Annotated in this window: 22 protein-coding genes; 12 read left to right on the plus strand and 10 right to left on the minus strand. The window is 69.0% G+C overall.

Annotated elements, in window-relative coordinates:
- Positions 1-203: 203 nt before the first annotated feature.
- The 6 genes from ABZ027_RS25830 to ABZ027_RS25855 form a co-directional block, all read right to left on the minus strand.
- Positions 204-1,406 carry an acyl-CoA dehydrogenase family protein gene (locus ABZ027_RS25830; protein ID WP_356772273.1) on the minus strand — a complete coding sequence of 401 codons (1,203 nt, stop codon included), beginning with the start codon at positions 1,404-1,406 and terminating at the stop codon, positions 204-206.
- Between the two features lies 1 nt (position 1,407).
- A complete protein-coding gene (locus tag ABZ027_RS25835) occupies positions 1,408-2,469 on the minus strand; it encodes a 3-hydroxyacyl-CoA dehydrogenase NAD-binding domain-containing protein (protein WP_356772275.1) in 1,062 nt (353 codons plus the stop codon).
- Entirely contained in the window at positions 2,466-3,212 is a 747-nt protein-coding gene (locus ABZ027_RS25840; RefSeq protein WP_356772277.1) for an acetoacetate decarboxylase, read from the minus strand. The genes ABZ027_RS25835 and ABZ027_RS25840 overlap by 4 nt, the downstream gene beginning before the upstream one ends.
- A gap of 1 nt (position 3,213) precedes the next feature.
- The gene (locus ABZ027_RS25845; RefSeq protein WP_356772279.1) at positions 3,214-3,981 is read right to left on the minus strand and encodes a crotonase/enoyl-CoA hydratase family protein; all 768 of its coding nucleotides are present in this window, start codon (positions 3,979-3,981) and stop codon (positions 3,214-3,216) included.
- A 119-nt stretch (positions 3,982-4,100) separates the two neighbouring features.
- Positions 4,101-5,270 carry a CoA transferase gene (locus ABZ027_RS25850; RefSeq protein ID WP_356772281.1) on the minus strand — a complete coding sequence of 390 codons (1,170 nt, stop codon included), beginning with the start codon at positions 5,268-5,270 and terminating at the stop codon, positions 4,101-4,103.
- Between the two features lie 130 nt (positions 5,271-5,400).
- Positions 5,401-6,303, minus strand: a complete 903-nt coding sequence (locus ABZ027_RS25855; RefSeq protein ID WP_356772428.1) for a LysR family transcriptional regulator — start codon at positions 6,301-6,303, stop codon at positions 5,401-5,403.
- 172 nt (positions 6,304-6,475) lie between these two features.
- On the opposite strand from ABZ027_RS25855, the gene ABZ027_RS25860 reads away from it, so the two are divergent.
- Positions 6,476-7,444 (plus strand): bile acid:sodium symporter family protein, encoded by a 969-nt coding sequence (locus ABZ027_RS25860; RefSeq protein WP_356772283.1) that lies wholly within the window; start codon positions 6,476-6,478, stop codon positions 7,442-7,444.
- Positions 7,445-7,496: 52 nt separating this feature from the next.
- Here the strand turns inward: ABZ027_RS25860 and ABZ027_RS25865 are convergent, their stop codons facing one another.
- Positions 7,497-8,057, minus strand: a complete 561-nt coding sequence (locus ABZ027_RS25865; RefSeq protein WP_356772285.1) for a snapalysin family zinc-dependent metalloprotease — start codon at positions 8,055-8,057, stop codon at positions 7,497-7,499.
- Between the two features lie 491 nt (positions 8,058-8,548).
- Between ABZ027_RS25865 and ABZ027_RS25870 the strand changes: the two genes are divergently transcribed.
- The 6 genes from ABZ027_RS25870 to ABZ027_RS25895 all read left to right on the plus strand — a co-directional run bounded on the left by ABZ027_RS25870 (position 8,549) and on the right by ABZ027_RS25895 (position 18,042).
- Positions 8,549-9,610, plus strand: a complete 1,062-nt coding sequence (locus ABZ027_RS25870; protein ID WP_356772287.1) for a LacI family DNA-binding transcriptional regulator — start codon at positions 8,549-8,551, stop codon at positions 9,608-9,610.
- Between the two features lie 204 nt (positions 9,611-9,814).
- On the plus strand, positions 9,815-11,056 hold the full coding sequence (locus tag ABZ027_RS25875) for an extracellular solute-binding protein (protein ID WP_356772289.1): 1,242 nt from the start codon (positions 9,815-9,817) through the stop codon (positions 11,054-11,056).
- A gap of 17 nt (positions 11,057-11,073) precedes the next feature.
- A complete protein-coding gene (locus ABZ027_RS25880) occupies positions 11,074-12,057 on the plus strand; it encodes a sugar ABC transporter permease (RefSeq protein ID WP_356772291.1) in 984 nt (327 codons plus the stop codon).
- Positions 12,054-12,896, plus strand: a complete 843-nt coding sequence (locus tag ABZ027_RS25885) for a carbohydrate ABC transporter permease (protein ID WP_356772293.1) — start codon at positions 12,054-12,056, stop codon at positions 12,894-12,896. The genes ABZ027_RS25880 and ABZ027_RS25885 overlap by 4 nt, the downstream gene beginning before the upstream one ends.
- 109 nt (positions 12,897-13,005) lie before the next feature.
- Positions 13,006-14,766, plus strand: a complete 1,761-nt coding sequence (locus ABZ027_RS25890; RefSeq protein ID WP_356772295.1) for a glycogen debranching protein — start codon at positions 13,006-13,008, stop codon at positions 14,764-14,766.
- 147 nt (positions 14,767-14,913) lie between these two features.
- Positions 14,914-18,042 carry an RICIN domain-containing protein gene (locus ABZ027_RS25895; RefSeq protein WP_356772297.1) on the plus strand — a complete coding sequence of 1,043 codons (3,129 nt, stop codon included), beginning with the start codon at positions 14,914-14,916 and terminating at the stop codon, positions 18,040-18,042.
- Positions 18,043-18,153: 111 nt separating this feature from the next.
- Here the strand turns inward: ABZ027_RS25895 and ABZ027_RS25900 are convergent, their stop codons facing one another.
- Positions 18,154-18,594, minus strand: a complete 441-nt coding sequence (locus ABZ027_RS25900) for a MarR family winged helix-turn-helix transcriptional regulator (RefSeq protein ID WP_356772299.1) — start codon at positions 18,592-18,594, stop codon at positions 18,154-18,156.
- Positions 18,595-18,753: 159 nt separating this feature from the next.
- Between ABZ027_RS25900 and ABZ027_RS25905 the strand changes: the two genes are divergently transcribed.
- The 5 genes from ABZ027_RS25905 (at position 18,754) to ABZ027_RS25925 (ending at position 23,200) form a co-directional block, all read left to right on the plus strand.
- Complete coding sequence (locus tag ABZ027_RS25905) at positions 18,754-19,851, plus strand: substrate-binding domain-containing protein (RefSeq protein ID WP_356772301.1); 1,098 nt, start codon at positions 18,754-18,756, stop codon at positions 19,849-19,851.
- A gap of 111 nt (positions 19,852-19,962) precedes the next feature.
- Positions 19,963-20,244, plus strand: a complete 282-nt coding sequence (locus ABZ027_RS25910; RefSeq protein WP_356772303.1) for a zinc ribbon domain-containing protein — start codon at positions 19,963-19,965, stop codon at positions 20,242-20,244.
- A 36-nt stretch (positions 20,245-20,280) separates the two neighbouring features.
- Complete coding sequence (gene fmdA, locus ABZ027_RS25915; RefSeq protein ID WP_356772305.1) at positions 20,281-21,528, plus strand: formamidase; 1,248 nt, start codon at positions 20,281-20,283, stop codon at positions 21,526-21,528.
- A gap of 47 nt (positions 21,529-21,575) precedes the next feature.
- Positions 21,576-22,610 carry an alpha/beta fold hydrolase gene (locus tag ABZ027_RS25920; protein ID WP_356772307.1) on the plus strand — a complete coding sequence of 345 codons (1,035 nt, stop codon included), beginning with the start codon at positions 21,576-21,578 and terminating at the stop codon, positions 22,608-22,610.
- A gap of 2 nt (positions 22,611-22,612) precedes the next feature.
- Complete coding sequence (locus ABZ027_RS25925) at positions 22,613-23,200, plus strand: DUF1097 domain-containing protein (RefSeq protein WP_356772309.1); 588 nt, start codon at positions 22,613-22,615, stop codon at positions 23,198-23,200.
- Between the two features lie 94 nt (positions 23,201-23,294).
- On the opposite strand, the gene uidA is transcribed toward ABZ027_RS25925, so the two are convergent.
- Together uidA and ABZ027_RS25935 are read right to left on the minus strand one after the other, a co-directional pair.
- Positions 23,295-25,085 (minus strand): beta-glucuronidase, encoded by a 1,791-nt coding sequence (uidA, locus tag ABZ027_RS25930; protein ID WP_356772311.1) that lies wholly within the window; start codon positions 25,083-25,085, stop codon positions 23,295-23,297.
- Positions 25,086-25,154: 69 nt separating this feature from the next.
- Complete coding sequence (locus tag ABZ027_RS25935) at positions 25,155-26,030, minus strand: carbohydrate ABC transporter permease (protein ID WP_356772312.1); 876 nt, start codon at positions 26,028-26,030, stop codon at positions 25,155-25,157.

Here is a 26,030-nt window from a genome sequence, read left to right on the forward strand (position 1 = left end):
GGAGGCCGCGTCGGCGAAGCGGACTTCCCAGTGGCCCGCCGGCGCCGGTGGTGCGGCGCGGTCACCTCGGCCTGCGGTCAGGGTGCGGCCACCCCATGGCGCATACCGCAGGGGCCGTTCCTCGCGTCGTGTGCGAGGAACGGCCCCTGCGGCTCGTCCCGGTGGAACCGGGCCCCCTTCGGTTCGAACGGGGCCCACTCGGTTCACACGAAGGCGCTCTGCCCCGTGATCGACTTGCCGACGATCAGGGTGTTCATCTCCCGGGTGCCCTCGAAGGAGTAGATCGCCTCGGCGTCGGCGAAGAACCGCGCGATGTCGTGGTCGAGCACGATCCCGTTGCCGCCGAAGATCTCCCGGCTCCAGGCCACGACTTCCCGCATCCGCGAGGTCACGAACGCCTTGGCCAGCGAGGAGTGTTCGTCGCGGAAGATCCCGGCGTCCTGCAGCCGGGCGAGCTGCACGAGCATGCCCCAGCAGGCGGTGATGTTGCCCAGGCTCTTCACCAGCAGGTCCTGCACCAGCTGGAACCGGGCGATCGGGCGACCGAACTGCTCGCGCTCCTTGGCGTAGTCCAGCGCCAGTTCGTAGGCGCCGACCATCACACCCAGCGCCTGCCAGGCGACCCCGCCGCGGGTGGCGCGCAGGATCTCCGCGACGTCGCGGAAGGAGTTGATGTTCTGCAGGCGGTTCGCCTCCGGCACCCGGACGCCGGTCAGGGTGATCTCGGCGTTCTCCACGATCCGGAAGGCGATCTTGCCCTCGATCTTCACGGGTTCGAAGCCCGGTGTGCCCTTCTCCACGACGAACCCCTTGACGTGGTTGTCATTGACGTCCCGTGCCCACACCACGACGTAGTCGGCGAAGGTCGCGTTGCCGATCCACTTCTTGGCGCCGTCGAGGATCCAGGTGTCGCCGTCGCGCCTGGCCGTGGTGCGCATGCCGCCCGCGACGTCGGACCCGCCGAGCGGCTCGGTCATGGCGAACGCGCCGATCTTGTCCATCGCGGCCATCTCGGGCAGCCAGCGGTCGCGTTGCTCCTGGCTGCCACCGGAGTGGATGGAGTACATCGCGAGTCCGTTGTGGACACCGAAGAACGTGGAAACCGAGGCGTCGGTGCGGGTCATCTCCATCGCCAGCATGCCGCTGAGCAGGTTGCTGACGGCGGGCCGGTGTTCGCCGTACCCCTCGTAGGGCAGTCCGGCCAGCCCGCTGCCGCGGAAGATGCCGATGAGCTCCTTCGGGAACTCGCCCTTGCCCCAGTTGTCGTTCACCAGCGGCTTGATCTCGTCGCGCAGGAGGGCGCGGGCCTTGAGGAGGATCTTGCGCTCCTCGTCCGGCAGCAGCGCCTCGTAGGCGTAGAAGTCCGCGACCAGCTGGTCGTCGAGCGGTTCCATGGTGACGGTCATGTCAGTTCTCCCCCTTGTCGGTGGTGTCGCTCTGGTCGGGCCTGTCGGCGCTGTCCAGCGCGGACAGGACGGCGAGTTGCCTGCGGTCGCGCGTCTCGGTGAGTTCCGGATACGTGGAGGAGCCGTAGGCCTTTTCCACGGCTGCGATGAGCCGTTGCTGTTCTTCCTCGTTCTGTGACGGGTTGCCGAGGCCCGCCCACATCTGCTTCATCGACGCTCCGATGTGCTCGGCCAGGTGCCTGTATCCGCCGGGGCCACCGCCCAGGTGCGAGCCGAGGAACGGCCCGACCGTCGACCAGCGGATGCCGAGCGAGTTCGTCATCACCTTGTCGAGGTCCTCCGGTGTCACCACTCCCTGCTCGACGAGGTAGATCGCCTCGCGACTGAGCGCGTTCTGCAGACGGTTGCCGACGAACCCGGGGATCTCCTTGCGTTCGACGACCGGGGTGCGGCCGACGAGGGTGTAGAAGTCCACGGCGGCCTGGACGGCGGCCTCGCTGGTGCGTTCGCCGGGGACCACCTCGACCAGGGGCAGCAGGTGCGGCGGATTGAACGGGTGACCGATGAGGATCCGGCCGGCGTCGTCGAGTTCCGCGGTGAACGACGAGGACGGGATCGCCGACGACGAGCTCAGCAGCAGCGCGTGCCCGGGGGCCTCGCGGACCAGGGTGGCGAAAAGGTCCTTCTTGAACTCGACGCGCTCCGGGCCGTTCTCCTGGACGACGTCCGCGTCGCGGACCGCCTCGGTCACGTCGGCCGCGATGTGCACCCGGTCGGCGAGGCCCTCGACGTCCAGGCCCCGGGCCGCGAGGTGCGGGGCGAAGTCGGCCAGGGCCGCGGCGACGGCTTCGGCCAGGTCCGGCCGGGGGTCGCTCACCCGTACGGTGAGCCCGTGCCCGGCGAACAGTGCCGTCCAGGACAGTCCGATGGTGCCGGCGCCGATCACGGCCGCGGTGCGGAACCCGCGTGGCGTCGGCTGCTGCGTCTTCGGCTCCTGCGCCTTCGGTTCCTGTTCCTTCGGCTCCTGCGCCTTCGGCTGCTGCGTGATCAACTCCCTTGTCATGACGGCCTTCCTTCCAGGTAGTCGTGGACCGGCTTGACTCCGGCGAGCGTCAGGTCGGTGAGGATGTGGCTCGCGGAGACGACCTCCAGCACCGGCAGGTCGGCCAGCGGGGCGAGCACGTGCTGGAACAGCTGGAGCCTCGCGGGGCCGGTGTAGGCCCACTTGACCGCGATGTCGGTGATCTCGGTGCGCACGAGTTCCTGCACCCGGGGCGAACCGTCGTAGCCCGGGATCGTCTTGAGCATGAAGGTCGGCACGGTGATCTGTGCCTCGGCCTCTCGCGGGTCGAGAGCGTGGTGCTTGTAGCCCATGGTCGCGGTGGCGACCCGCACTGTGCCGTGGTCGAGGGTGCCCACCAGTGCGCCGTGGTCGACGTAGAGACTCGGCGATCCGATCGTCTTCGGGTACGCGCTGACCTCGCGCCCCGACGCGGTCGCCGGGAAGTTGTCGAGGTACATCGCGTGCAGGTATTCGCCCCGCTCGCCGTCGAGGCTGACCGGAATCGCCTGGCCCGACTCGGTGTAGGGGCCGTATCCGCTGACGTCACCCATCTTCATGACCTCGAACCGGACCAACGGCTCGTCGATCCGCAGCGGTTCGGGGACAACGGCGCGCAGCGCGTCGGCGTCGGTGCGGTAGACGACGTTGAGGTATTCGCGGTCGGTGAACCTCGGGACCATCGGCGCGAAGGCCGGGCTGGTCAGCGGGGTGGTCACCTTCCGCCGGACTTCTTCGATCCTCATGTCACTTGCCCGTCCACTGCGGGGCACGGCGCTCGGCGAAGGCCGTCATGCCTTCGCGGACGTCGGCCGAGGCCATCAGGTCGCCCATCGCCTCGCGCTGCACGGCGAAGGCGTCGCTCTCCGGCACACCGTCGGCGGCGCGCACGATCTGCTTCACCGCGGCCAGCGCGAGCGGTGCGTTGCGCGCGAGTTGCTCGGCCAGCTGCACGGCCACGGCGGTGGCATCACCGGTGTCGGTGACCCGGTTGACCAGGCCCAGGTCGCCCGCGCTGCGGCCGTCGACCGCCTCGCCGGTCAGCAGGAACTCCATCGCCAGGTGGTACGGGATCCGCTTGGGCAGCCGGATCACGCCGCCGCCCGCGGCGATCAGGCCGCGCTTGACCTCGGGCAGTCCGAACTTCGCGTCCTCGGCGGCGACGATCAGGTCGCAGCCCAGGGCCAGTTCGAACCCGCCGCCCATGGCCCAGCCCTCGACGGCGGCGATCAGCGGCTTCGTCAACTCGGCCTCGGTCAGGCCGCCGAACCCGCGGCCCTCGACCTCGGGCGACTCGCCGCGCAGCGCGGCCTTGAGGTCCATACCGGCGCTGAAGGTGCCCTCCGCGCCGGTCAGGACGCCCACGCGGAGTTCGGGGTCGGTTTCCAGTTCGTCCAACGCGGCGGCCAGACCGGCGGCGACCGCGGCGTTCACGGCGTTGCGCGCCTGTGGGCGGTCGATCGTGATCAGCAGGGTCGAGCCGATCCGTTCGGTGCGCACTTCGGTGGTGCTCATGACTTTCCGCTTCCTTCTGGTTCCTTCTGGTTCTTGTCCGCCGGCGGCTTCTTGTCCGTCGGCGGCTTCTTGTCCGCTGTCTGCTTTCCGTCCGCTGTCTGCTTTCCGTCCGCTGCCGGTCAGCGGGCGGCGAGTTCGCCGAGGACGTCGGCGGTGTCCTGGCCCGGGACCGGGGCCAGGCGGCGGATCGAGCCGGGCGTGGCGGAGAACTTCACCGGGATGCCGACGGTGCGGATGGCGCCCTCGGTCGGGTGCTCGACGGTGTCGAGCAGGTGACCGTCGCGGATGTACTCGTCCTCGTGGGCACGGTCCAGTTCCAGTACCGGTGCCATCGGGATGCTGTGCTTGGAGCACACCTCTGCCCACTCGTCGGTGGTCAGCGCCGGGGCGCACTCGTCGATCAGCTCGGACAGGGCCTCGTGGTCGGCACTGTCGATGGCCTCGCCGTTGACGCGCGGGTCCGCGGCGAGGTCGGGACGCCCGGCGGCCGCGAAGAAGTCCCGGAAGTTCTGCGGGTTGTAGGGGATCACGCAGGCGAGTCCGTCCTTGGTGCGCACCGCCCGGTGGCCCTTGTTCATCGACAGCGTGAAGCCCGTCGGGCCCTGCGCGGGCTCGTACACGTGACCGGACAGGTGCTCGACCAGATTGAACGCGATCAGTGTGTCCGTCATGGGGATCTCGATCTGCTGGCCCTGCCCGGTCGTGCCGCGGTGCACCAGCGCCGCCAGCACGCTGTAGGCGATGGTCAGCGAGGAGACCTTGTCGCCGAGGATGGTCGGCAGGTAGACCGGCTGTCCCAGCGCGCGGTTGGCGATGTCGACCAGACCGGAGGCGGCCTGCACGGTCTCGTCGTAGGCGGCGTCGCCGACGCGGTCGGAGTCGCTGCGGAAGCCCTGGGCGTGCGCGTAGACCAGGCCCGGGTTGCGCTCGGCGAGGTCGTCGTAGGTCATGCCCAGGCGGCTGAGAGCGTTCGGGCGCATGTTGGTGATCAGCACGTCCGCGGTGTCGATCAGTTCGAGGGCCTGGTCGCGCTCGGGCGCGTTCTTGAGGTTGAGGGTGACGCTGCGCTTGTTGCGGTTGACGTTGAGGCTCAGCGGGGTCATGCCGGGCGTGGTGCGGTACTGGCCCACGCGCACGGTGTCGGCCGGCGACTCGATCTTGATCACGTCGGCGCCCAGGTCCCCGAGGATCTGAGCTGCGTACGGACCCATCACCACGGTGGAGAGGTCGATCACTCGTACGCCGTCCAGGGGGCCGGCGGTGGTGTTGCTGGTGGTCGCGTCCGTCATTGTTCGTCCTTTCGCACCCTGCTTCGTTGCTCTGACATCGAAGTTAGTGGCGAAGGAAGAAAAACGGAATGATCTTGTTGCGAATAACGGCATGACCACAGCGATAACAGCGTTCGGGCCGCACCATCAGTCAGATAATGAGAGGTTCACCGAAGATATCGCGGGCGGCATCGACGAGTTCTTCGAGGTCACCGCCCTGGGCGCGCTCGCGGTTCCAGAGCAGGGCCGTGTCCAGGCGGGGGTGGAAATCCGTGAACGGAAGAATAGCCACGTTCTCCACCCGATATCCCTGCATGGGACTTCTGGCGTCCAGCATCGAAACAGAGAATGCCAGTCCGCTGGAAATTATTTCGGAAGCCGCACCGAACCCCGTGTTGGTGAGTTTGATGCGCTTTTTCACGCCGAGCTCGGACAACTGATGGTCGAGCTGGTCGAAATACGCGGGAGTGATGTCCGTCGGTGAGGCGACGTAGGGGAGATCGGTCAGCTCGGTCAGCGCGATGGAGTCCCGCCCGGTGAACCGGTCCGCCGGCACCGCCGCGCCGAGCCGCTCCGTCATCACCGTCAACTGCTCCAGCGCCGGGTCGGCGACCGGGAGCCGGGCCAGCGTCAACGCGAGTCTGCCGTCGCGCACCGCGGTGACCAGGTCCGCGGTGGCACCGGGCCAGCGTTTGACTTCGAACCGCTCGCGGACCCGCCCGGCAAGGGCGTTGACACGCTCACGCAGATCCGGGTGGACACCGGCGGGCATGCCGAGGAACACGGTGCTGCGCCGCGGCCCTGTCGCTTCGCTCAGCCGCCACGGGATGGAGTTGACCTGCTCCAGTACGTCGCGTGCGATCGGCAGCAGCGCGGTGCCGGCCGGGGTGAGCATGACGTGGTGGGTGCTGCGGTCGAACAGCCGATGCCCGATCTCCTGCTCAAGGTCCTTGATCCGCTGGCTCAGCGGGGGCGTCGACATGTGCAGTCTGCGAGCTGCGGCGGTGAAGTTCAGTTCCTCGGCGACGGCCACGAAGTAGCGCAGGTGCAGCATTTCCACCAGGCCAACCCTATCCACCACGCCAGAGCGCGTGCCGTCGGGGCAGGCGACGTGAGAGGGCTCGCGGGGGACGCCGGTTGGGCTGCGCGACGGTACGTCTGATGCCCGATGATCACATCGCGAGACGCCTTTGCGCCATGCCCCTGACCAAGCGTTGTCTCACCCGGTGAGTACCGAGCAACCCGAACAGTCCGAACACCAGGGCAGTGATGTCGTCGGCGACCGCTCCGCGCGACGTGCCGTCACCGTCTTCCCGATCCTCGTCGTCCTCGCCGGTGCCGTCGGCCTTCTGCTGCCGGGGAGTTTCACCGGCTGGGGCGAGGCGGTGCCGTATCTGCTGGGCGTGGTGATGTTCTGCATGGGTGTCACCATGACCCCGCAGGACTTCCACGGTGTCGCCAAGCGGCCCTGGGCGGTGGTCCTCGGGCTGGTCGCCCACTACGTCATCATGCCGGGACTCGGCTGGGCGGTCGCCCACCTGCTGCAGCTCCCGCCGCAGCTCGCCGCGGGCGTGATCCTCGTCGGCTGCGCCCCCAGCGGTACCGCTTCCAACGTGGTGACTTATCTGGCCCGTGGCGATGTGGCGTTGTCCGTCTCCGTGGCCACCGTCTCCACGCTGGTGGCGCCGCTGGTCACCCCGCCCCTGACGCTGCTGCTGGCGGGCGAGTACCTGCCGGTCGACGCCGGCTCCATGGTCACCGACATCCTCAAGACGGTGCTGCTCCCGGTGTTCGCCGGTCTCGTCGTACGGCTCGTGGCGGGCCGTCACCTGCAGCGGGCCCTGCCGGTGCTGCCCTGGCTGTCCGCGCTGACCATCGGCGTGATCGTGACCGTGGTGGTGGCGGGCAGCGCCGACGCCATCAAATCGGCCGCCCTGCTGGTCTTCGTCGCGGTCGTGCTGCACAACGGGCTTGGCCTGGCCCTGGGTTACGGGGCAGGACGCATCGCCCGGCTCGGCGAGCCGGGGAGCCGCGCGATGGCCTTCGAGGTCGGCATGCAGAACTCCGGGCTCGCGGCCTCGCTGGCCACCGCTCACTTCAGCCCGCTGGCCGCCTTGCCGGCCGCGGTCTTCTCCGTGTGGCACAACGTCTCCGGCGCCTTGGCCGCCGCCTGGCTGTCCCGGCGGCCTCGCTGACACTGACCGGCGTGCGCGGGGAAGGGGAGCCGTCCCCGCGCACCCACCCCGATCAGTCCACGATCTCCACGGGGCGCGCGACCGGCGCCGGACCAGTGAGCGCGGCGCCGAAGTTGCCCTCGACCTCCGACTTCTCGGCCGTGTTCGGGTAGGGGTTCGTGCAGGAGACGCCGGCACTGGAACCCGACATCAGGCTGGTGCAGGGCCCGGGTTTGCGGTCCGGCAGGCCGAGGATGTGGCCCAGTTCGTGCGCCGAGATCCGGACCGTGTCGTAGCCCTCGTTCACGGCCTGCCGTCCGATGTAGACCGTTCCGTTGCCGAGCGAGGTGGTCAGCGCCCGGGGCCAGCCGTTGTCGGCCAGGATCCGGATGTTGGCGCGCTGCCCGGCGGCCGCCGGACGCAGTTCCACGGCGTCCACTCTCTCGTTCCAGATCGCCGCGCCCCGGTCGACGGCGGCTCTGAACTCCGCCGAGGCACCGGCGTCATAGGTGACGACGCGGGCCGCGAGCGGCTGATCGCCGGAGTCCGACGTCGCGTAGGCCTGGCCGCCTCCCAGGGTGAGAGCGGCGGTGAGGGCAGCGGTGAAGCCATGAATGAACGTGCGCGTGTGCATGGTCGACCTCCTGTGGGGGTGAGGAAGGCATGTGCATGCCACACCATGTCAGCTGACCGCCCACGCCCCACAGACCTCAATCCGTCAAACTGCACCACCCCGGCGCTCCCGCACTGGCGGGCCTCCGGAAACGCGTTCCGTTGATCGAACCGGTTCGATCAAGTCGGCATCAAGCAATGCGGTCGGCAACGCCCTCACACGGTTTTCCGCGGCCGCGCACGGCAGCTCTCCGTGCGAGGTCAGGATGCTCCCGGTGCGACGAGCTTGGTCGCCAACCGCAAGGGAAAATGCATATATTCGGGCAAATCAGGCGCAGAACCTCCGCATGCGGACGTGTCCGGGGCGTTGCGGGAAATCCTGCACGAAGCGTTGACACCCGTACGGGTTGCTCCTACCTTCACTTCACGCGAACCGGTTCGACGGTGCGAATCCGTCCGATCTTGTTCCTTGTCATCATCGAACCGGTTCGACCGTCCACAGCGAGGAGCCCCGTGAACATCGGTGAGATCGCCAAGCGGGCCGGTGTCTCGCGGAGCACCGTGTCGTACGCCCTGAGTGGGAAGCGCCCGGTGTCCGAGGACACCCGCCAGAAGATCCAACGGGTCATCGACGAACTGGGCTACCAGCCCAACGCGAGTGCGCGGGCGCTGGCCAACGGCCGGACCAACACCATCGGTCTGGTCTTCCCGCCGGCCGGGAACCACTACACCGGCATGCAACTGGACTTCATCGGCAGCGTCACCGAGGCCGCCGCGGCCCACGACTACGATGTGCTGCTCTCTCCGAGCGGCGCGGACAGCGACCGTTCGTTCCAGCGGCTGCTCGGCGAACGGCGGGTGGACGGCGCGATCCTGATGGAGATCCGGCTGCAGGACGACCGTCTCGACCACCTCACCGCGGTCGACTTCCCCTCCGTCGCCATCGGCCGCACCGCCCACCCGCAGGGCCATTGGTGGGTGGGCCTGGACCACACGGTGCTCGCGGCGGCCTGTGTGCATCACCTCGCGGACCTGGGCCACCGCCGGATCGCTCTCGTCAACCGGCCCGAACAGCTCCTGCGGGCGGGGTACGAGTCCGCCCACCGCGGGCTCGACGGGTTCACCAAGGCCGCCGCGGAACGCGGACTCACCGTCCGGACGTACTGCTGCGGGGACGACGCCGCCTCCGGCCTCGCCTGTCTGGAACGGATCCTGCACGACGATCCCGCCACCACGGCCCTGGTCACCTTGAACGAAGCCGCACTCGGCGGCCTCTACCGAGGGCTGGCGCAAGCCGGACGCCATGTGCCACGCGACTTCTCCGTCACCGGAGTCGTGGCCAGCCGATGGGCGGAGACGGTGACCCCGCAGCTCACCGCGGCGGACGTGCCGGCGGAACAGATGGGCCGCCTCGCCGTCGACCTGCTCGTCGAGCGGCTCGACCACCCCGGCACACCGGCCCGGCATCACCTGCTCACCCCGCCGATCTCGTTGCGAGCGAGCACCGCACCCGCCGGCACCAGGCAAGCCGCCGACCCCGCTCCCGGCGTCTACGACGCCCCTACCGAACTCTGACCGTCACCCCCCCCACCTTCTTCCATCGCCTTCCCGCCCCTGCCGACTGCCGACAGCGGAATTCACCGCCCCTCTCGGCGAGCCCAGCGTCCCCCGAGCACCTCTCCCAGGGCACCCGTGTGCCAACTCCCATGAGGAACCGCCATGAACCGAACCAGCATGCACCCGACCGCGATACACAGATCCGCCATGAACAGACCCGCCATGAACAGACCCGCCGGACGGCGTCTCGCCGCGGCGGTCCTGACCGTCGTCACCGTCACCGCCGGCGCCACCGCGTGCTCCTCCGACGACGGCGGCACCTCCACGAAGGCCGGGGACAGCACCTACACGATCTGGGACCCGTACCCGCAGTTCGACAAGACTTCGGCGTGGGCGAAGCTGCTCGACGGCTGCGGCACCGAGGCCGGGGTGAAGATCAAGCGGACCGCGTTCGACACCAGCGACCTGACGAACAAGGCGTTGCTGGCGGCGCAGCAGGACAACTCCGCGGACGTCCTCATCGTCGACAACCCGGTGGTGTCGACCTTGGCGGAGGCGGGCGTTCTGACCACGACCGACGACAACAAGCTGGACACCTCCAAGGTCGACCCCAACCTCCTCGCGGCCGGCCAGTCGGGCGGGAAGACGTTCGGCACGCCGATCGGTGCGAACACCCTGGCCCTGTACTACAACAAGGCCGTGCTGAAGAAGGCCGGAGTGGACATCTCCTCGGTCAAGGACTGGAAGTCGCTGACCGCCGCGCTGGCGAAGGTCAAGGCGGCGGGGAAGAAGGGCATCACCTTCTCCGCGATCGGTACGGAGGAGGGCAGCTTCCAGTTCCTGCCCTGGTTCTGGGGCTCCGGCGCCGAACTGACCGCGCTCGACTCCGACCAGGCGGTCTCCGCGCTGTCGCTGTGGAAGAACTGGCTTAACAAGGGCTACGCACCCAACTCGGTGATCAACAACACCCAGACGACCAGCTGGCAGGAGTTCGCCGGCGGCGACTACGCGTTCAGCGAGAACGGCACCTGGCAGCTCGCCAACGCCGACAAGGCGGGCTTCGACTACGGCGTCATCCCCGTCCCGGCCGCCTCGGGAGGCGCGGCCGCGGCCCCGACGGGCGGTGAGTTCGTCACCGTCCCGGTGCAGGGCGACACCGGCCGCTACGCCACAACGCAGAAGCTCGTCTCCTGCCTGAGCAACAGCCAGAACCAGCTCGAAACCGACACCACCCTGTCCTACGTGGCCCCCACCAGCGAGGTCCAGAGCAAGCAGGTGACGGCCAACCCCAAGCTCAAGCCCTGGGTCGACGCGGTCAAGGCCGCCAAGGGACGCACCAGTGACGACCTGGGCACCAAGTACCCCAAGATCTCCGAGCAGTTGTGGAAGGCCGTCCAGTCCGCCCTCAGCGGCTCGGCGTCCCCGAAGGACGCGCTCGGCTCAGCCCAGTCCGCCGTCAAGTAATCGGGACCCCCGCGCCGATGAAGCAATCGACACAGTTGCCGGCCCACCGGCGGGTGCCCGACCGGGACGGGGCGGCGACCGCCGCCCCGCCTTCGGCCCGCACCGTGCCCCGGCGCCGCCCGGCCTCCCCGCAGTGGGCCGCCTGGGCGTTCCTCACCCCGGTCACCCTCTACCTCGCGCTCTTCTACGCGTATCCGCTCTACCGCAACCTCGACCTGAGCCTGCGCGACTACACCGTCCGCTCCTTCGTCCAGGGTGACGCGCCGTTCACCGGCCTGAAGAACTACCGGACCGTCTTCGACGACCCGACGTTCGCTCCGGCCCTGCTGCACACCGTGGTGTTCACCGCCGTGTGCCTGGTCTTCCAGTACGCGATCGGCCTGGCGCTCGCGGTCTTCTTCAACCAGCACTTCCGGCTCTCCGCCACCCTGCGCGCACTGTTCCTCGTACCGTGGCTGCTGCCGCTGATCGTGTCGGCGTCCACCTGGTCGTGGATGCTCAACAGCGAGTCCGGCATCGTCAACGCGGCCCTGCACGCCATCGGCATCGGCCCGGTGAACTGGCTGACCTCCCCGTCCTGGTCGCTGGCCTCGGTGATCATCGCGAACATCTGGATCGGCGTCCCTTTCAACCTGGTCGTGCTCCACAGCGGCCTGCAGTCCATCCCGGCCGGCCTGTACGAGGCCGCCGCCCTCGACGGGGCGGGGCCCTGGCGGCGGTTCTGGAGCATCACCTTCCCGCTGCTGCGTCCGGTGTCCGCGATCACCCTGCTCCTGGGGCTGGTCTACACGCTCAAGGTCTTCGACATCATCTGGATCATGACCAAGGGCGGCCCTGCGGACTCGTCCACCACCTTCGCCACCTGGTCCTACCGACTGGGCTTCGGCAACCTGCTGCCCGCCTTCGGTCCCGGTGCGGCCGTCGGCAACCTGCTGGTGGTCGCCGCCCTGGTCTTCGGACTGGTCTACGTCCGATCCCAGCGAAAGCAGGCGCTGTCATGACGAGCGCACAGACGGTCCTGAACCGACGCCGCCGCGGCGGCGGGAAGACGGCCGTCGGCGTCCTGCTGACCGCGGTCATGCTCTTCCCGGTCTACTGGATGCTCAACGTGTCCCTCACCCGCGACCAGGACATGCGCAAGAGCCCGCCCGGCCTGTTCCCGGCCCACGCCACCCTGGAGGGCTACCGGGCCGTAGTCGGCCAGCAGTTGCCCTACCTAGGCACCAGCCTCGTCATCGGCCTCGGCACCGTGGCCCTGACCGTGGCGCTGGCCGCACCCGCCGGCTACGCGCTGGCGAAGCTCCGCCCGCGCGGCGGCGGCATCCTCAGCTTCGTCCTCCTGGCCGCCCAGATGATCCCCGGCATCATCATGGCGATGGGGTTCTACGCCATCTACCTCAGCCTCGGCCTGCTCCAGTCGGTGCCCGGTCTGATCGTCGCCGACTCCACCCTGGCGGTCCCCTTCGGCGTCCTGATCTTCACCGCGTTCATGTCCGGCATCCCCGACGAGCTGATCCAGGCCGCGCAGATGGACGGAGCGAGGGCCCTGCGCACGTTCTGGTCCATCGTCCTGCCCATGAGCCGCAACGCCGTCGTCACGGTGTCCCTGTTCGCGTTCCTGTGGTCCTGGTCGGACTTCGTCTTCGCCAGCACCCTCGCGAGCGGCGGCGCCCACCAGCCGATCACTCTCGGCATCTACCACTACATCGGCAACAACAACCAGGAGTGGAACGCCATCATGGCGACCGCCGTCGTGGCCTCGCTGCCGGCCGCGGTCATCCTCGTCCTCGCCCAGCGCTACGTCGCCGCCGGCGTGACCGCCGGCGCCGTCAAGGACTGACATGCGGCCGCCGCGTGCGGTCCCCGTCCCCGGGAGCCGCCGTGCGAGTGCCGTACGCCCCGACCGGCAGAACACCTGCCTGCCCGCTCCAGAAATGAGTGCCGCTTCCATGACCGCCGTCCCGTCCGGCCCGGCCTTCTCCGTCCAGGACATCCCCTTCAGCGCGTACGGATCCTGGTTCGGTGTCTCTCCCGTGCTGGCGGAGAAGACGCGCGCCGAGGACCTCCACCTCGTCTCCCACCAGAACGGCATGCACGCCGTCCTGCGCCTGGTCCCTCTCGACGCGGCGACGGGCGAGCGGGCCAGGACCGTCGTGCGGGCGACACCGAGCCTGCTCAGCTGGACCGGTGCGCAGGGGCGCGTGGATCTCGCCTACGAGTCGCCGGACACCGTACGCGTGCACGGCGAAGGGCTGGGCCTGCGCGTCGCCGCGGCGGCCAAGGCCCTGACCCCCTTCAGCGGGACCTACTTCTACCGCGACCCGGTGGACGGCGCCCACACGTTCACCTCCTACGAGACCGGTCGCCGCTACCGGATCACCGTACTGTCCGGCACGGTGGCCGACGTGCACGGTTCCCAGTCCCTGGGCGCCGGTGACCGCGGCCTCACGGTCGGAGCCGGGGCCGACGGATCGTGGGAGGTCGCGATCGAGGAGGTGGACAGTGCGCGGCGGCCCCACCTCGCGGCGTCGGCGTTCGGCGAGGTCGTCGCGGCCGCGCGGCAGTCGTTCGCCGAGTTCGTCGACACGGTCGTCCCGTGGCGCTCGGCCGGCGCCCCGGCGGCCGAACTCGCCGCCTATGTGGTGTGGTCCGCGACCGTGCGTCCGGCGGGTCTGGTCACCCGGCCCGCGGTGCTGATGTCCAAGCACTGGATGGACAAGGTCTGGAGCTGGGACCACTGCTTCAACGCCCTCGCCCTGGCCCCGGGATCCCCCGGCCTCGCCTGGGACCAGTTCTCGCTGCCCTTCGACCACCAGGACGAGACGGGGGCGTTGCCCGACTCCGTCACCCACTCCGAGGTCCTCTACAACTTCGTCAAGCCGCCCATCCACGGCTGGGCCTTCGGCCACCTGCGCCGACTACTCCCCCAGCCGCTCACCCCGGCGCGGCTGACCGAGGCGTACGACAGGCTGACCCGCTGGACGGACTTCTGGCTCACCGCGCGGCGCGCACCCGGCGCGGCCCTGCCGCACTACCAGCACGGCAACGACAGCGGCTGGGACAACGCCACGACCTTCGACGCCGGACGCGTGGCCGTCACCGCCGACCTCGCCGCGATGCTGATCCTGCAGCTCGACGAACTGGCCCGACTCGCCGACGAGCTGGGTTTCTTGGACGACGCCCGACGCCGCACCGAGACAGCCGACGCCATCCAGGCGGCCCTGCTGGACGAGCTGTGGGACGGTGAACGCTTCCTGAGCCGTCCGGCCGAGGGCGGGGCCCCCACCCCGAGCGCCAGCCTGCTCGACCTGATGCCGATCGTGCTCGGTGACCGCCTGCCCGCCGCGGTCCGCGACCGGCTGGCCGAAAAGATCGAGACCCACCTCACCGCGTTCGGCCTGGCGACCGAACACCCCGCCTCCCCGCACTACGAGCCCGACGGCTACTGGCGCGGCCCGATCTGGGCCCCCGCCACCGTCCTCGTCGAGGACGGCCTGCGCCGCGCCGGGCACGACCACCTTGCGGACGAGATCAGCGTGCGCTTCCGCGCCTTGTGCGAGACCCACGGCTTCGCGGAGAACTTCGACGCCCTGACCGGCACGGGCCTGCGCGACCGCGCCTACACCTGGACCGCCAGCGGTTACCTGCTGCTGGCCCGCGACCATCACCACCGTCGCGCCCAGGCCGGGACCGACCACGCCGTCGCCTGACCAGCGAGGCGACGCCCCACCCACACGTCCGGCACGGGGGCCGGCGCAGCAACAACCAGCCGCTCGCTGAAGGGACGTAAGCCCATGCCAAGAACCGGGCACAGACGCTCGACCACGAGACGCCTTCTCCATGGCATCGCCACGTCGATGCTCTCGCTGACCGTCGTAGCCGGCGCCACCACGGTGCTGGCGACGCCGGCCTCTGCCGCCACCCCCACCCTCACCGTCGACCTGGGCACCAGCACCGGAGCCTTCCGGGGCGGCGCCTCCGGGGCGCTGTACGGCCTGTACGGGCCGGGCGTGCCGACGAACAACCTCATCGAGGGGATGGGGCTGCAGACCACCAACACCAAGTACCAGGACGGACAGCAGCACCCCGGCTCGGACGCCCTGGAGATCGCCAAGCCCTTCGTCGACAGCGGCGGCGGGGACGAGTTCATCTACATGACGGACGTGTACCGGGCCAACTACGAACGCACCAGCTACTCGGCCTACCAGGCGACCATGAAGACCCAGGTCGAGCAGGCGATGGCCAGCCCCTACGCGAACCACATCGTCTTCATCCCCTACAACGAGCCCGACCTGAACTGGTTCAGCGGTATGCGCAGCAACTCGTCGACGCTGGCCGCCTTCAACTCCGAGTGGCGCCAGACCTACACCTTCATCAAGGGCATCTGGCCCGCGGCACGGCTGGCAGGGCCCAACCTCTCCAGCTACAGCTCCTTCGCCTACAACGGCTTCCTCTCCTACTGCAAGGCCAACAACTGCCTGCCCGACGTCACCACCTGGCACACCCTCGCCAGCCCGGCGGACGTCCGTGGCACCGTCGACTCCTACCGGGCCGCGGAGACCGCCGCGGGGGTCACCTCCCCGATCCCCGTCAACCTCAACGAGTACGCCCACCGCTACCACCTGACCGACCCCGGCCAGATGGTGCAGTGGATCGCGGCCTTGGAGGACGAGAAGGTCGACGGCAACCTGCCGTACTGGAACATCAACGGCAACCTGGGTGACTCCGCCGCCGCCCAGAACACTCCCAACGCCCAGTGGTGGCTCTACAACTGGTACGGCTCCATGACCGGCCACACCGTCCAGGTCACCGGCGCCGCGTCCGACGCCGCGTACACCCTCCAGGGCCTGGCGAGTCTGGACACGGCGAAGAAGCAGGCCCGCGTCATCCTCGCCGGGGGCGGCACCAGCGGTGACTCCGACACCGTCATCAAGAACATCGACCCCGCGGTCTTCGGCAGCTCCGTGCACGTCAGCGTGTTCCAGGACCGCTACAGCGGCTATATCGGCGCGGCAGGCACCCCGACCCGGCTCTCCGACGCCGACGTCGCCGTGGGCTCCGACGGCTCGGTCACCGTCCCGATCACCCTCGACGCGATGTCCGCGTACCAAGTGATCGTCTCCCCGGGCGGCACCGGCTCCACCACCGCCTCCGACAACACCTGGCGGGCCACGTACGAGGCCGAGAACGCCACCCTCAGCGGCAGCGGCTACAACATCAACACCGAGGGCACCACCGGCAACGTCGGCAAGTTCGCCACCTCGGGCACCAAGGACGTCGGAGGCCTGCGCACCGGTTCGACCACGGTGATCTCCTTCCCCGTCTCCGTCCCCGCCACCGGCGACTACGACTTGTCGGTGTTCGGCAACAGCTACGCCAAGGACGCAGACGTCAAGGGCCCGACGAACGTGTACGCGCGGGTCGACGGCGGCGCCTCGACCAGGATCGACATACCGGTCGGCTTCCAGTGGGTCGTGTGGGGGCACGCTGACGCCACCGTGCACCTCACCGCCGGCAGCCACACCGTCACCCTGGCCACCACCGGCGACAACGGCGCGACCACCGTCGGCGACGCCATCATCGACAAGATCGACCTCCAGTACCAGGACGCCTCCGTTCGGGGCACCACGCTCTACGAGGCCGAGCAGGCCGCGCTGTCCGACAGCGGCACCGCCTCCTACACCTCGCAGGGCCAGTCCGGCGCGGGCGCGGTGAACCTCACCTCCGGCAAGTCCGCCACGTTCTGGGTCTCCTCGGAGAGGGACGGATACGCGGACCTGACGGCCCGCTTCCGCAACACCGGACAGGCCGACCTCACCGTCAACGGCCGGACCGTCAACGACCAAACCCTCTCCGGCGCGACGACCGGCGCCTGGTCCACCTCCACCAACCGGGTCCACCTGAACGCCGGCATCAACAAGGTCAAGGTGACCGGCGCCGGCGGCACCCTCGCCCTGGACGACCTGGCCGTCACCCCGTTCGGCGCCACGTCCGCCGTAACCACCGGCAACGTCGTCACCTACCAGGCCGAGAACGGCAACCTCACCGGCACCGCGGCCGTCGACACCACCTACAGCCAGGCCAACGGCGGCGTCGTCACCGGCATCGGCAACGGAACCGCCAACTCCCTCACCCTCAACGTCAACGCGCCCTCGGCCGGTACCTACGCCATGACCATGCGCTACGCCAATGCCGAGGAGCTGCCCTCCAACCACTACAACCCCGACCTGTACGCCGAGCACGCCGACGTCAGCGTCAACGGAGGCACTGCCACCCGCGTCAACTTCGCCAGCACCCTGCACTGGAACCAGTTCGAGGACTACACCGTCCCGGTCAGTCTCACCAAGGGCGCCAACACCGTCAGGTTCACCGCCTCACAGCTCTACAACTGGGACGGCACCACCATCGGCGTGGTCTACTCGGGCGGCGGCAGCGACATCGGACAGCCCATGCGCTCCAGCTCCGCGCCCCACCTGGACCAGGTGTCCTTCGCGCCCGCGAGCCTGCACATCGGCGCCGCGGCCGGGTTCTCCTCCACGGCCGTCGCCCAGCACAGCGTGCTCTGCCTCGAGGACCCCGGTCAGTCCACCGCCAACGGCACCCAGTACCAGCAGAACACCTGTGGAAGCGGCCAGGAGCAGGTCTTCGACTTCCACCCCGTCGCCGGCGCGACCGACACCTACACCCTCGTCAACCACTTCAGCGGCAAGTGCCTGGACGTCTCGGCCTTCTCGACGGCCGACGGGGCCGCCGTCCAGCAGTGGACCTGCCTCAACGGCACCAACCAGCGCTTCACCCTCCGGGCGGTGACCGCGCTCGGCAACGGCCACGACTACCAGCTCGTCGCCGTGCACAGCGGCAAGTGCGTCGACGTCAGCACCGTCTCCACGGCACCCGGCGCACTCGTCCACCAGTGGACCTGCGACCCGGCGAGCGCCCTGACCACCAAGAAGAACCAGATCTGGCGCCTGCTCGGCAAGGCGTGACCAGCAGCGGATCCCGCTGAGTCTCCCCGGCAGCGGCGTGCTTCGCTCCCCCTGCGGGACGACGAGAGGGCCACGATTCCCGGTCGTGGCCCTCTCTCCGGTGTGCGCCCGTCAGGCAAGCCGCCTCGAGGCCCGTTGCAGCAGCGTCCGCAGCAGGGCCGTCTCCTCGGAGCCGAGGGCCGTCACGATGTGCTCCTGCTCGCGTTCGACCGCCGCCGTCCAGCGGGTCAGCGCCTCGCCGCCCCGCTCCGACGCGAACACCAGGACTCGCCGCCGGTCCGTGTCGTCCACCCGGCGCAGGACGAGATTGAGGGACACCATGCGGTCGACGACCTTGGTCAGGGTCGGCGCGGTCAGCAGGGCGGACTCGGCGACCTCGGTCATGGGATGTCCGGCGCCGTCGCCGAGGAACGACAGCACGCGCCACTCCTCGAGCGTCGCGCCCTCCGCCTTCAGCGCCTCACCGAGCCTTTGGACGACGGAGCGTTCCACGAGCGTGAGGGCTCGCGCCAGGTCGAGGTCGGCTGTGACAGAGGGGGTGGTCGTGGTCATCGCCCTGCCAAGATTCGTCGTGGGTGTGGGGGGCTGCAACGGTCGCTTCGTGCGGGCTCACGCGGCAGACAGGGTACGCCTGGGGCAGTTCCACGATACAGTCATTTCCTTATCGCCGCGAAATATTCTCGTAGCAACGTATCGCTAGTGTGAGCGCCTATGATCGAGAAGGCGTCTGTCCGGCTCGGCTCTCCGGCAGGCCGGACCGGGGACGCGCTGGATGTCGCCCTGGTGGTCCCCCTCCAGGGCCCGGCCGGGATCTTCGGTCCGTCCTGTGAGTGCTGTGCCCAGCTCGCGGCCGAGGAGGTCAACGCCGAGTCCGGCGTGCTGGGCCGGGAGCTGCGACTGTCGCTCGTCGACGGTGGCGCACCGCCCGAGCAGGTCGCGAGCGAGGTCGACGCGCTGATCTCCGGCGGGGTCGTCGACGCGGTGGCCGGCTGGCACATCTCCGCCGTCCGCGAGGTCGTCGCCCCGCGCATCGACGGCCGCGTGCCGTACGTCTACACCGCGCTCTACGAAGGCGGCGAGCGGTCCCCCGGCGTGTTCCTCACGGGCGAGACCCCGGGCCGCCAACTGCGGCCCGCGCTGCGGTGGTTCGCCGGCGAACTCGGCATCCGGCGCTGGACCATCGTCGGCGACGACTACGTCTGGCCCCGCTCCTCCGCCCGCGCCGCCCACCGCTACCTGCGCGAACTCGGCGGCGAGGTCTGCGACGAGATGTACGTTCCGCTCGGCACCAAGGACTTCGGCCCGGTCCTGGCCCGGGTCGCGGCCAGTGACTGTGAGGCCGTCCTCATGCTGCTGATCGGTGACGACGCGGTCCTCTTCAACCGTGCGTTCACCGCCGCCGGGCTGGACCGCGACCACATCCGCTTCAGCTCGCTGATCGAGGAGAACGTCCTGCTGGCGACCGGTCCGGACAACACCCGGGGCCTGATGACCTCGGCCGGGTACTTCGAGGACCTGCCGACCGCGTCCGGCCTCGACTTCGCCGCCGCCTACGGACGCCGGTTCGGGCCCCGGGCACCGGTGCTCAACAGCCTCGGCGAGTCCTGCTACGAGGGTGTCCGGATGCTCATCGAGCTGCTGCGCCGGGCCAAAACGGTGGACGTGACCCGGATCCAGGCGGCCGCCGAGGGACTCGAGTACGAGACTCCGCGCGGCACGGTCCGCATACAGGACCGCCACCTCGAACAGCGTGTGTTCCTCGCCGCGGCCGACGGGCTGCGGTGGGACGTGCTCCAGCAGCTGCCGTAGCCGAAATCGCGGCGCCGCCATCGTTTTACACGGACGTAACTCGCCCAACCCTTGCCCAATTACTTCGGTCAGAAATACTTTTTTCTCGAAGCTTTTGGAGGTTGGTTGTCCATGGCCACCTATCGATACCGCTGCGCCGACTGCGGCCCCTTCGACGTGATCCGTCCGATCGGCCGCGCCCTGCCCGAAGAAGCCTGCGAAGCCTGCGGCGACCAGGCTCGCCGCGTCTTCACCGCTCCGATGCTCAACCGCACGTCCCCTCCGCTGGCCCGCGCCCTGCGCGCCCAGGAAGCCAGCGCCCACGAACCGCGCGTCGTCACCGAGGTGCCGCCGTCCCGCCGTCGCCCCGCCCCGCACGTCGACCCCCGGCACGCCCAGTTGCCGAAGCCCTGACCGGCCGCTCGGCCCACCTGCCCTTGGAGGCACCCCATGCCCGACGTCGTCTTCAGCGTCGACCAGGCCATGTCCATGCGCGACCAGAAGGTCCCCGGCCACAACCGCTGGCACCCCGACATCCCGCCCGCCGTCACCGTGAAGCCGGGCACGGACCTCCGCATCGAGTGCCGCGACTGGACCGACAACCAGATCGGCAACAACGACTCCGCCAACGACGTCCGCGACGTCGACCTCACCCACGCCCACATGCTCAGCGGCCCCATCGCCGTGGAGGGCGCCGAGCCCGGCGACCTACTCGTCGTGGACATCCTGGACCTGGGTCCCGTACCGCAGGCACAGGGCGAGGGCTCCGGGGAGGGCTGGGGCTACACCGGCGTCTTCGCCAGGAACAACGGCGGCGGCTTCCTCACCGACCGTTTCCCCGACTCGTACAAGGCCGTCTGGGACTTCCACGGCCAGCAGGCGACCTCGCGCCACCTCCCCGGCGTCCGCTACACCGGCATCACCCACCCCGGCCTGTTCGGCACCGCGCCCTCCGCCGAACTGCTGGCCCGCTGGAACGCCCGCGAACAGGCCCTCATCGACACCGACCCGCATCGCGTGCCGGCGCTCGCCCTGCCCCCGCTCGCCGACAACGCCCTCGCCGGAACGGCGGTCGGCGAGGCCGCCTCCCGCATCGCCGCCGAAGGTGCCCGCACGGTCCCGGCCCGCGAGAACGGCGGCAACCACGACATCAAGAACTTCACCCGCGGCTCCCGGGTCTTCTACCCCGTCCTCGTCCCCGGCGCCCTCCTGTCCGGCGGCGACCTCCACTTCAGCCAGGGCGACGGCGAGATCACCTTCTGCGGCGCCATCGAGATGGGAGGCTTCATCGACCTGCACGTCGACCTGATCAAGGGCGGCATGGAGAAGTACGGCGTCACCACCAACCCGATCTTCATGCCGGGCAACGTGGCGCCCCAGTACACCGAGTTCATCTCGTTCGTCGGCATCTCCGTCGACCACGAGACCGACACCAACCACTACCTCGACGCGACGATGGCGTACCGCAACGCCTGCCTCAACGCCGTCGACTACCTCACGACCTTCGGCTACAGCGGCGAGCAGGCCTACCTGCTGCTCGGCTCGGCCCCGATCGAGGGCCGGATCAGCGGCGTCGTGGACATCCCCAACGCGTGCAGCACCCTCTACCTCCCCACGGCGATCTTCGACTTCGACATCCGGCCGACAGCCGAGGGACCGCGGAAGGCGGACCGCGGCCAGTGCGCCGTCACCTCCTGAGAGCAGTGCCAGGCCTCCCGGTTCCGTAACCCCTGAAAGGCAGCCCCATGAGCGACCATCTCACCTTCCAGCTGGGTGACTTCACCACCCAGCACGGCGCCACCCTGCGCGGCGCGCACCTCGCCTACACCACCTACGGTGAACTCAACGCCGACAAGTCCAACGTGATCGTCTACCCCACCTGGTACTCCGGGCGGCACTGGGACAACGAGTGGCTCATCGGCCCCGGCATGGCCCTCGACCCGGCCGAGTACTTCATCATCGTCCCGAACATGCTCGGCAACGGCCTGTCCAGCTCGCCGAGCAACACCCCGCCACCGTACGACCGGGCCCGCTTCCCGAGAATCACGGTGTACGACCAGATCGAGGCCCAGCACAAGCTGGTCACCGAGGAGTTCGGCATCGAGCGGATCGCTCTCGTGACCGGCTGGTCGATGGGCGCGGGGCAGACGTTCCAGTGGGCCGTCAGCTACCCGGAGATGGTCGAGCGGATCGCCCCCTTCTGCGGTTCCCCGCGCACCAGCCTCCACAACAAGGTGTTCCTGGAGGGCGTCAAGGCCGCGCTGACCGCCGACGCGGTCTTCGCCGGCGGCTGGTACGACAAGGACAAGTGGCCGACCACCGGACTGCGGGCGCTCGCCCGGGTGTACGCGGGGTGGGGCTTCTCGCAGGCGTTCTACTGGGAGAAGGAGTACGAGAAGCTCGGCTTCACCTCCCTGGAGGACTTCCTGGTCGGTTTCTGGGAGGGCTTCTTCCTCGACGGCCGCGACCCCAACAACCTCCTCGCCATGCTCTGGACCTGGCAGAACGGCGACGTAGGGCTCACCCCGGGATTCAACGGGGACACCGAGGCGGCACTCGGCTCCATCAAGGCGACCACGCTCGACATGCCCGCCGAGAAGGACCTCTACTTCCCGCCGGAGGACGAGGCCTGGGCCGTCAGCCACATCCCGGGCGCCGAACTGCGCGTGATCCCCGGCATCTGGGGTCACTTCGCCGGCGGCGGCAGCAGTCCCAAGGACACCGAGTTCATCGACACGGGTATCAGGGAACTGCTGGCCAAGCCGGGCGGGTTGGCCTAGCCATGAGCACCGTACGTACGGTCCGTACCGGACGCATCAGACTGCCGCACGAGGTCAGCGCCTCGATCGTCGCCTTCGCCACGGTCTTCCTGCTGATGAGCCCGCTCAAGATGCCTACATGGGCGATCTTCATCACCTGGGCGGGAACGTTCCTCCAAGGCGGCCCGAGCCGCTCCAACGCCATCGCCATGATCACCGCCACCACCACGGGTGCGGGATTCGGGGTGGTGGCCGTGCTGCTCAACCGGGAGACGGGCACGATGTTCGGCACCGGAGCCTTCGCCCAGACCCTGGCACTGGCCGTGGTGATCTTCGTCGTCAACGGCACCCTGCTGGCCACCGGCCGGCTGCGCCCCTTCTCTCTCATCCCGGGCATGTTCTTCGGCTTCGCGTCCGTCTTCGCCACGTACTTCGGCGGCTTCGGCTACGACGCCGGCCATCTGGACGCCGCGTTCGTCAGCGCCGCCGCGATGTGTGCCCTCGGCCCGCTCTGCGCCACCCTCGGGCTGCGCCTGATGTTCACCCCACGGGCCGCCGAGCCCGAACCCGAACCCGCGAAGCAGTACGAGAACGCGGAGGTGACGCCTTAGGTGGTGTCCGCCTGCTGCTTGTCGCGGCACTGGGCAGGCGGAGTGAGCCATCGCCGAGGGGGCGGGCCGACCACGGCCCGCCCCCTCAGTCGGTTCAGTCGGTCTTGCGCCAGCGGGTCCGCAGGGTGAACGCAGCGCCCTTGGGCCGGCGCTCACGGGTGAAGACACCCTTCTTGTTTCCGTCCACGCGGAAGACGCCGGGCGCGGTGGCGAAATCGGCGAAGTTCCAGATCTGCTCGCCGACGACCGCGTCGACCCGGTCGAACACCCGGTGGTACAGGTCGAGAAGCTTGATCTGGTACTCCTCGGTCCACGGGCCGGGCACGACGCTGTGCAGACCCGAGTAGGTGTCCGCGCCGTACTCGGTGATGACGATCGGCTTGTCGTGCTCGGCCCACTGACGCAGCTCCGTCTCCAGGTCCGTCTCGGCCGCCTCCAGGTCATCGGCGCCGAAGTACCAGCCGTAGTAACGGTTGAGCAGTACGACGTCGAACAGGTCGGTGACCACGCACTCTTCCGGTGAACCCATCAGCGCGTTGACGTAGGCGACGGGCCGGGTGGGGTCCAGACGGCGCACCTCCCGCGCCAGCGGCGCGAAGTAGTCGCGTGCCTCCGGCTGCACGTTGTCGGGCTCGTTGGCGACGGACCACAACACGACGCTCGGGTGGTTCTTGTCGCGCGCCACGAGTTCTCTCAGCGCCTGCAAGTGGGTGCGCTGGGCGCTGTCACCCACGGTGTCGGGGGAGAACGTCGACACCTTACGGCCGGATGCGAAGATGCCGCCGCCGATGTTGAGGTTCAGACCGACGGCCGCGGTCTCGTCGATGACGACCACGCCCTGCCGGTCGGCGTAGTCGAGGACCTCTTCGGCGTAGGGGTAGTGGGAGGTCCGGAACGAGTTCGCGCCGGTCCACTCCAGCAGCGCGAAGTCATGCACCATCAGCACGTCGTCGTGGCCGCGGCCGCGCACCGCGGCGTCCTCGTGTTTTCCGAACCCCTTGAAATAGAAGGGGGTTCCGTTGATCAGGAACTCCTTGCCCCGCACTTCCACGGTGCGCACGCCCACCGACTGGCGGTAGCTGTCGATGAGTCCGCCGGAGGCGTCCAGCAGCGCGGCCTCGAGTTCGTACAGGTACCCGTCGCCGGGAGCCCAGGGGTGCACGTCCGGTACGCGCAGGGTGCCCGCCGCGCCGGTGGCCGCGGACACCTGGGTGCCGGAGGCGTCCCGCAGCGACACCCGGATCGACTGGGTCCGGGCGCCCCCGGTGCTGTCCACCTCGTAGGCGATGACACCCGTGGTGTCCTCGAAGCTCGTCGCCACGGTGATGTCGGTGATGTGCGCGGGCGGCGTGGTGTACAGCCAGACCGGCCGGTTCAGGCCCGCGTAGTTGAAGAAGTCGTGGAAGTAGCGTTGCACCCGGCGGCCGTCGGCACGTTCCTCGATGCGGCCCGGTGGGATCGATTCCCAGGTCAGTTCGTTGTTGACCACGACGGTGACACGGTTCTGGGCTCCTGGCCGCAGATGTGCGGTGACGTCCGCCTCGAACGGGGTGTAGCCGCCCTCGTGCCGGGCGACCTCGGTGTCGTTGACCCAGGCGGTCGCGCGATGTGTCGCGGCGTCGAATCGCAGGACGATCCGCTCCCCCGCCCACCGGTCGGGCACCCAGACACTGGTCTGGTACCAGGCGTCACCGACGTGGTCGCGGACGGCCGCCTCGGGGAAGATGTCGTTGTAGCTGGCCGGGACCGGGATGTCCGCGGCCCCCGCGAGGGGTTCGCGCCACCAGCCTTCGACGCGGCCGGTTCCCTCCGCGTCCAGCCGGAACCTCCACAAGCCGCCCAGGGAGCGTTGTTCGCGGGTGGGGCCGTCCTGTGGACGAAGCATCGTTGGTTCTCCAGTCCTCCGCGCGGTGCCCGCACGGTGTGTTCGAGTCATGGGGAGCGCTGTCGCGCCCTACTTGATGCCGGTGTTGGCGATTCCCTGGACGAAGTGCTTCTGCAGGGCCAGGAAGAGCAGGATGATCGGAGCGACCACCGCTACCGCGCCGGCCAGCAGCAGGCCGTAATTGGTGCTGTTGGCTCCCACGGAGAACAGCGCGAGCGCGACGGGCAAGGTGTAGTGGTCATCGGTCTGCGCGATGACGAGGGGCCACAGGAAGTTGTTCCACTGCCCGAGGAACGTCAGGATCGCCAGTGTCGCCAGGGCGGGACGGGTGAGCGGCAGAATCACCCTGAGGAAGATGCGCATGTCGCTCGCGCCGTCGAGACGAGCCGCCTCGACCAACGAATCGGGAATGTCCTGAATGAATTGCCGCATGATGAAGACGCCGAACGGTGTCACCAGGAACGGCAGGATCAATCCTAGGTAGGTGTTGCTCAGCCCCATGTTGCTGACGAGCACGAACAGCGGAACGAATGTGGTGACACCAGGAATGATCAGCATGGTGAGGACGAGACCGAACAGCAGGCGTTTCCCGGAAAAATCGATCTTCGCGAACGCGTACGCCGCCATCGAGCAGAAGAGCAGGTTTCCCAGGACGCAGGCCAGCGCGACCACCGCACTGTTGACGAAATACAGTGCGAAGTTCTGCTTGGACAGCAGCTGTTCGAAGTTGGCGAAGGTCAAGGTCTGTGGCAGCCAGGTGCTCGGATGCGCGACGATTTCACCCGTCGGCTTGATCGAACCCAGAAACATCCAGGCGAACGGCGCCAGCGTCACGAGGAGACCCGCGGTCAAGGCGCAGTAGAGAAGAACATTGGCGACGGGAAAGCGGCGGCGTGAACCGACAGCCCGGTCTGCCGGCCTCGTCCTAGCAGCGATGAGGGTCAT

Origin of the sequence: Streptomyces sp. NPDC006332, from assembly GCF_040612855.1 — a bacterium.
Classification (GTDB): Bacteria; Actinomycetota; Actinomycetes; order Streptomycetales; family Streptomycetaceae; genus Streptomyces.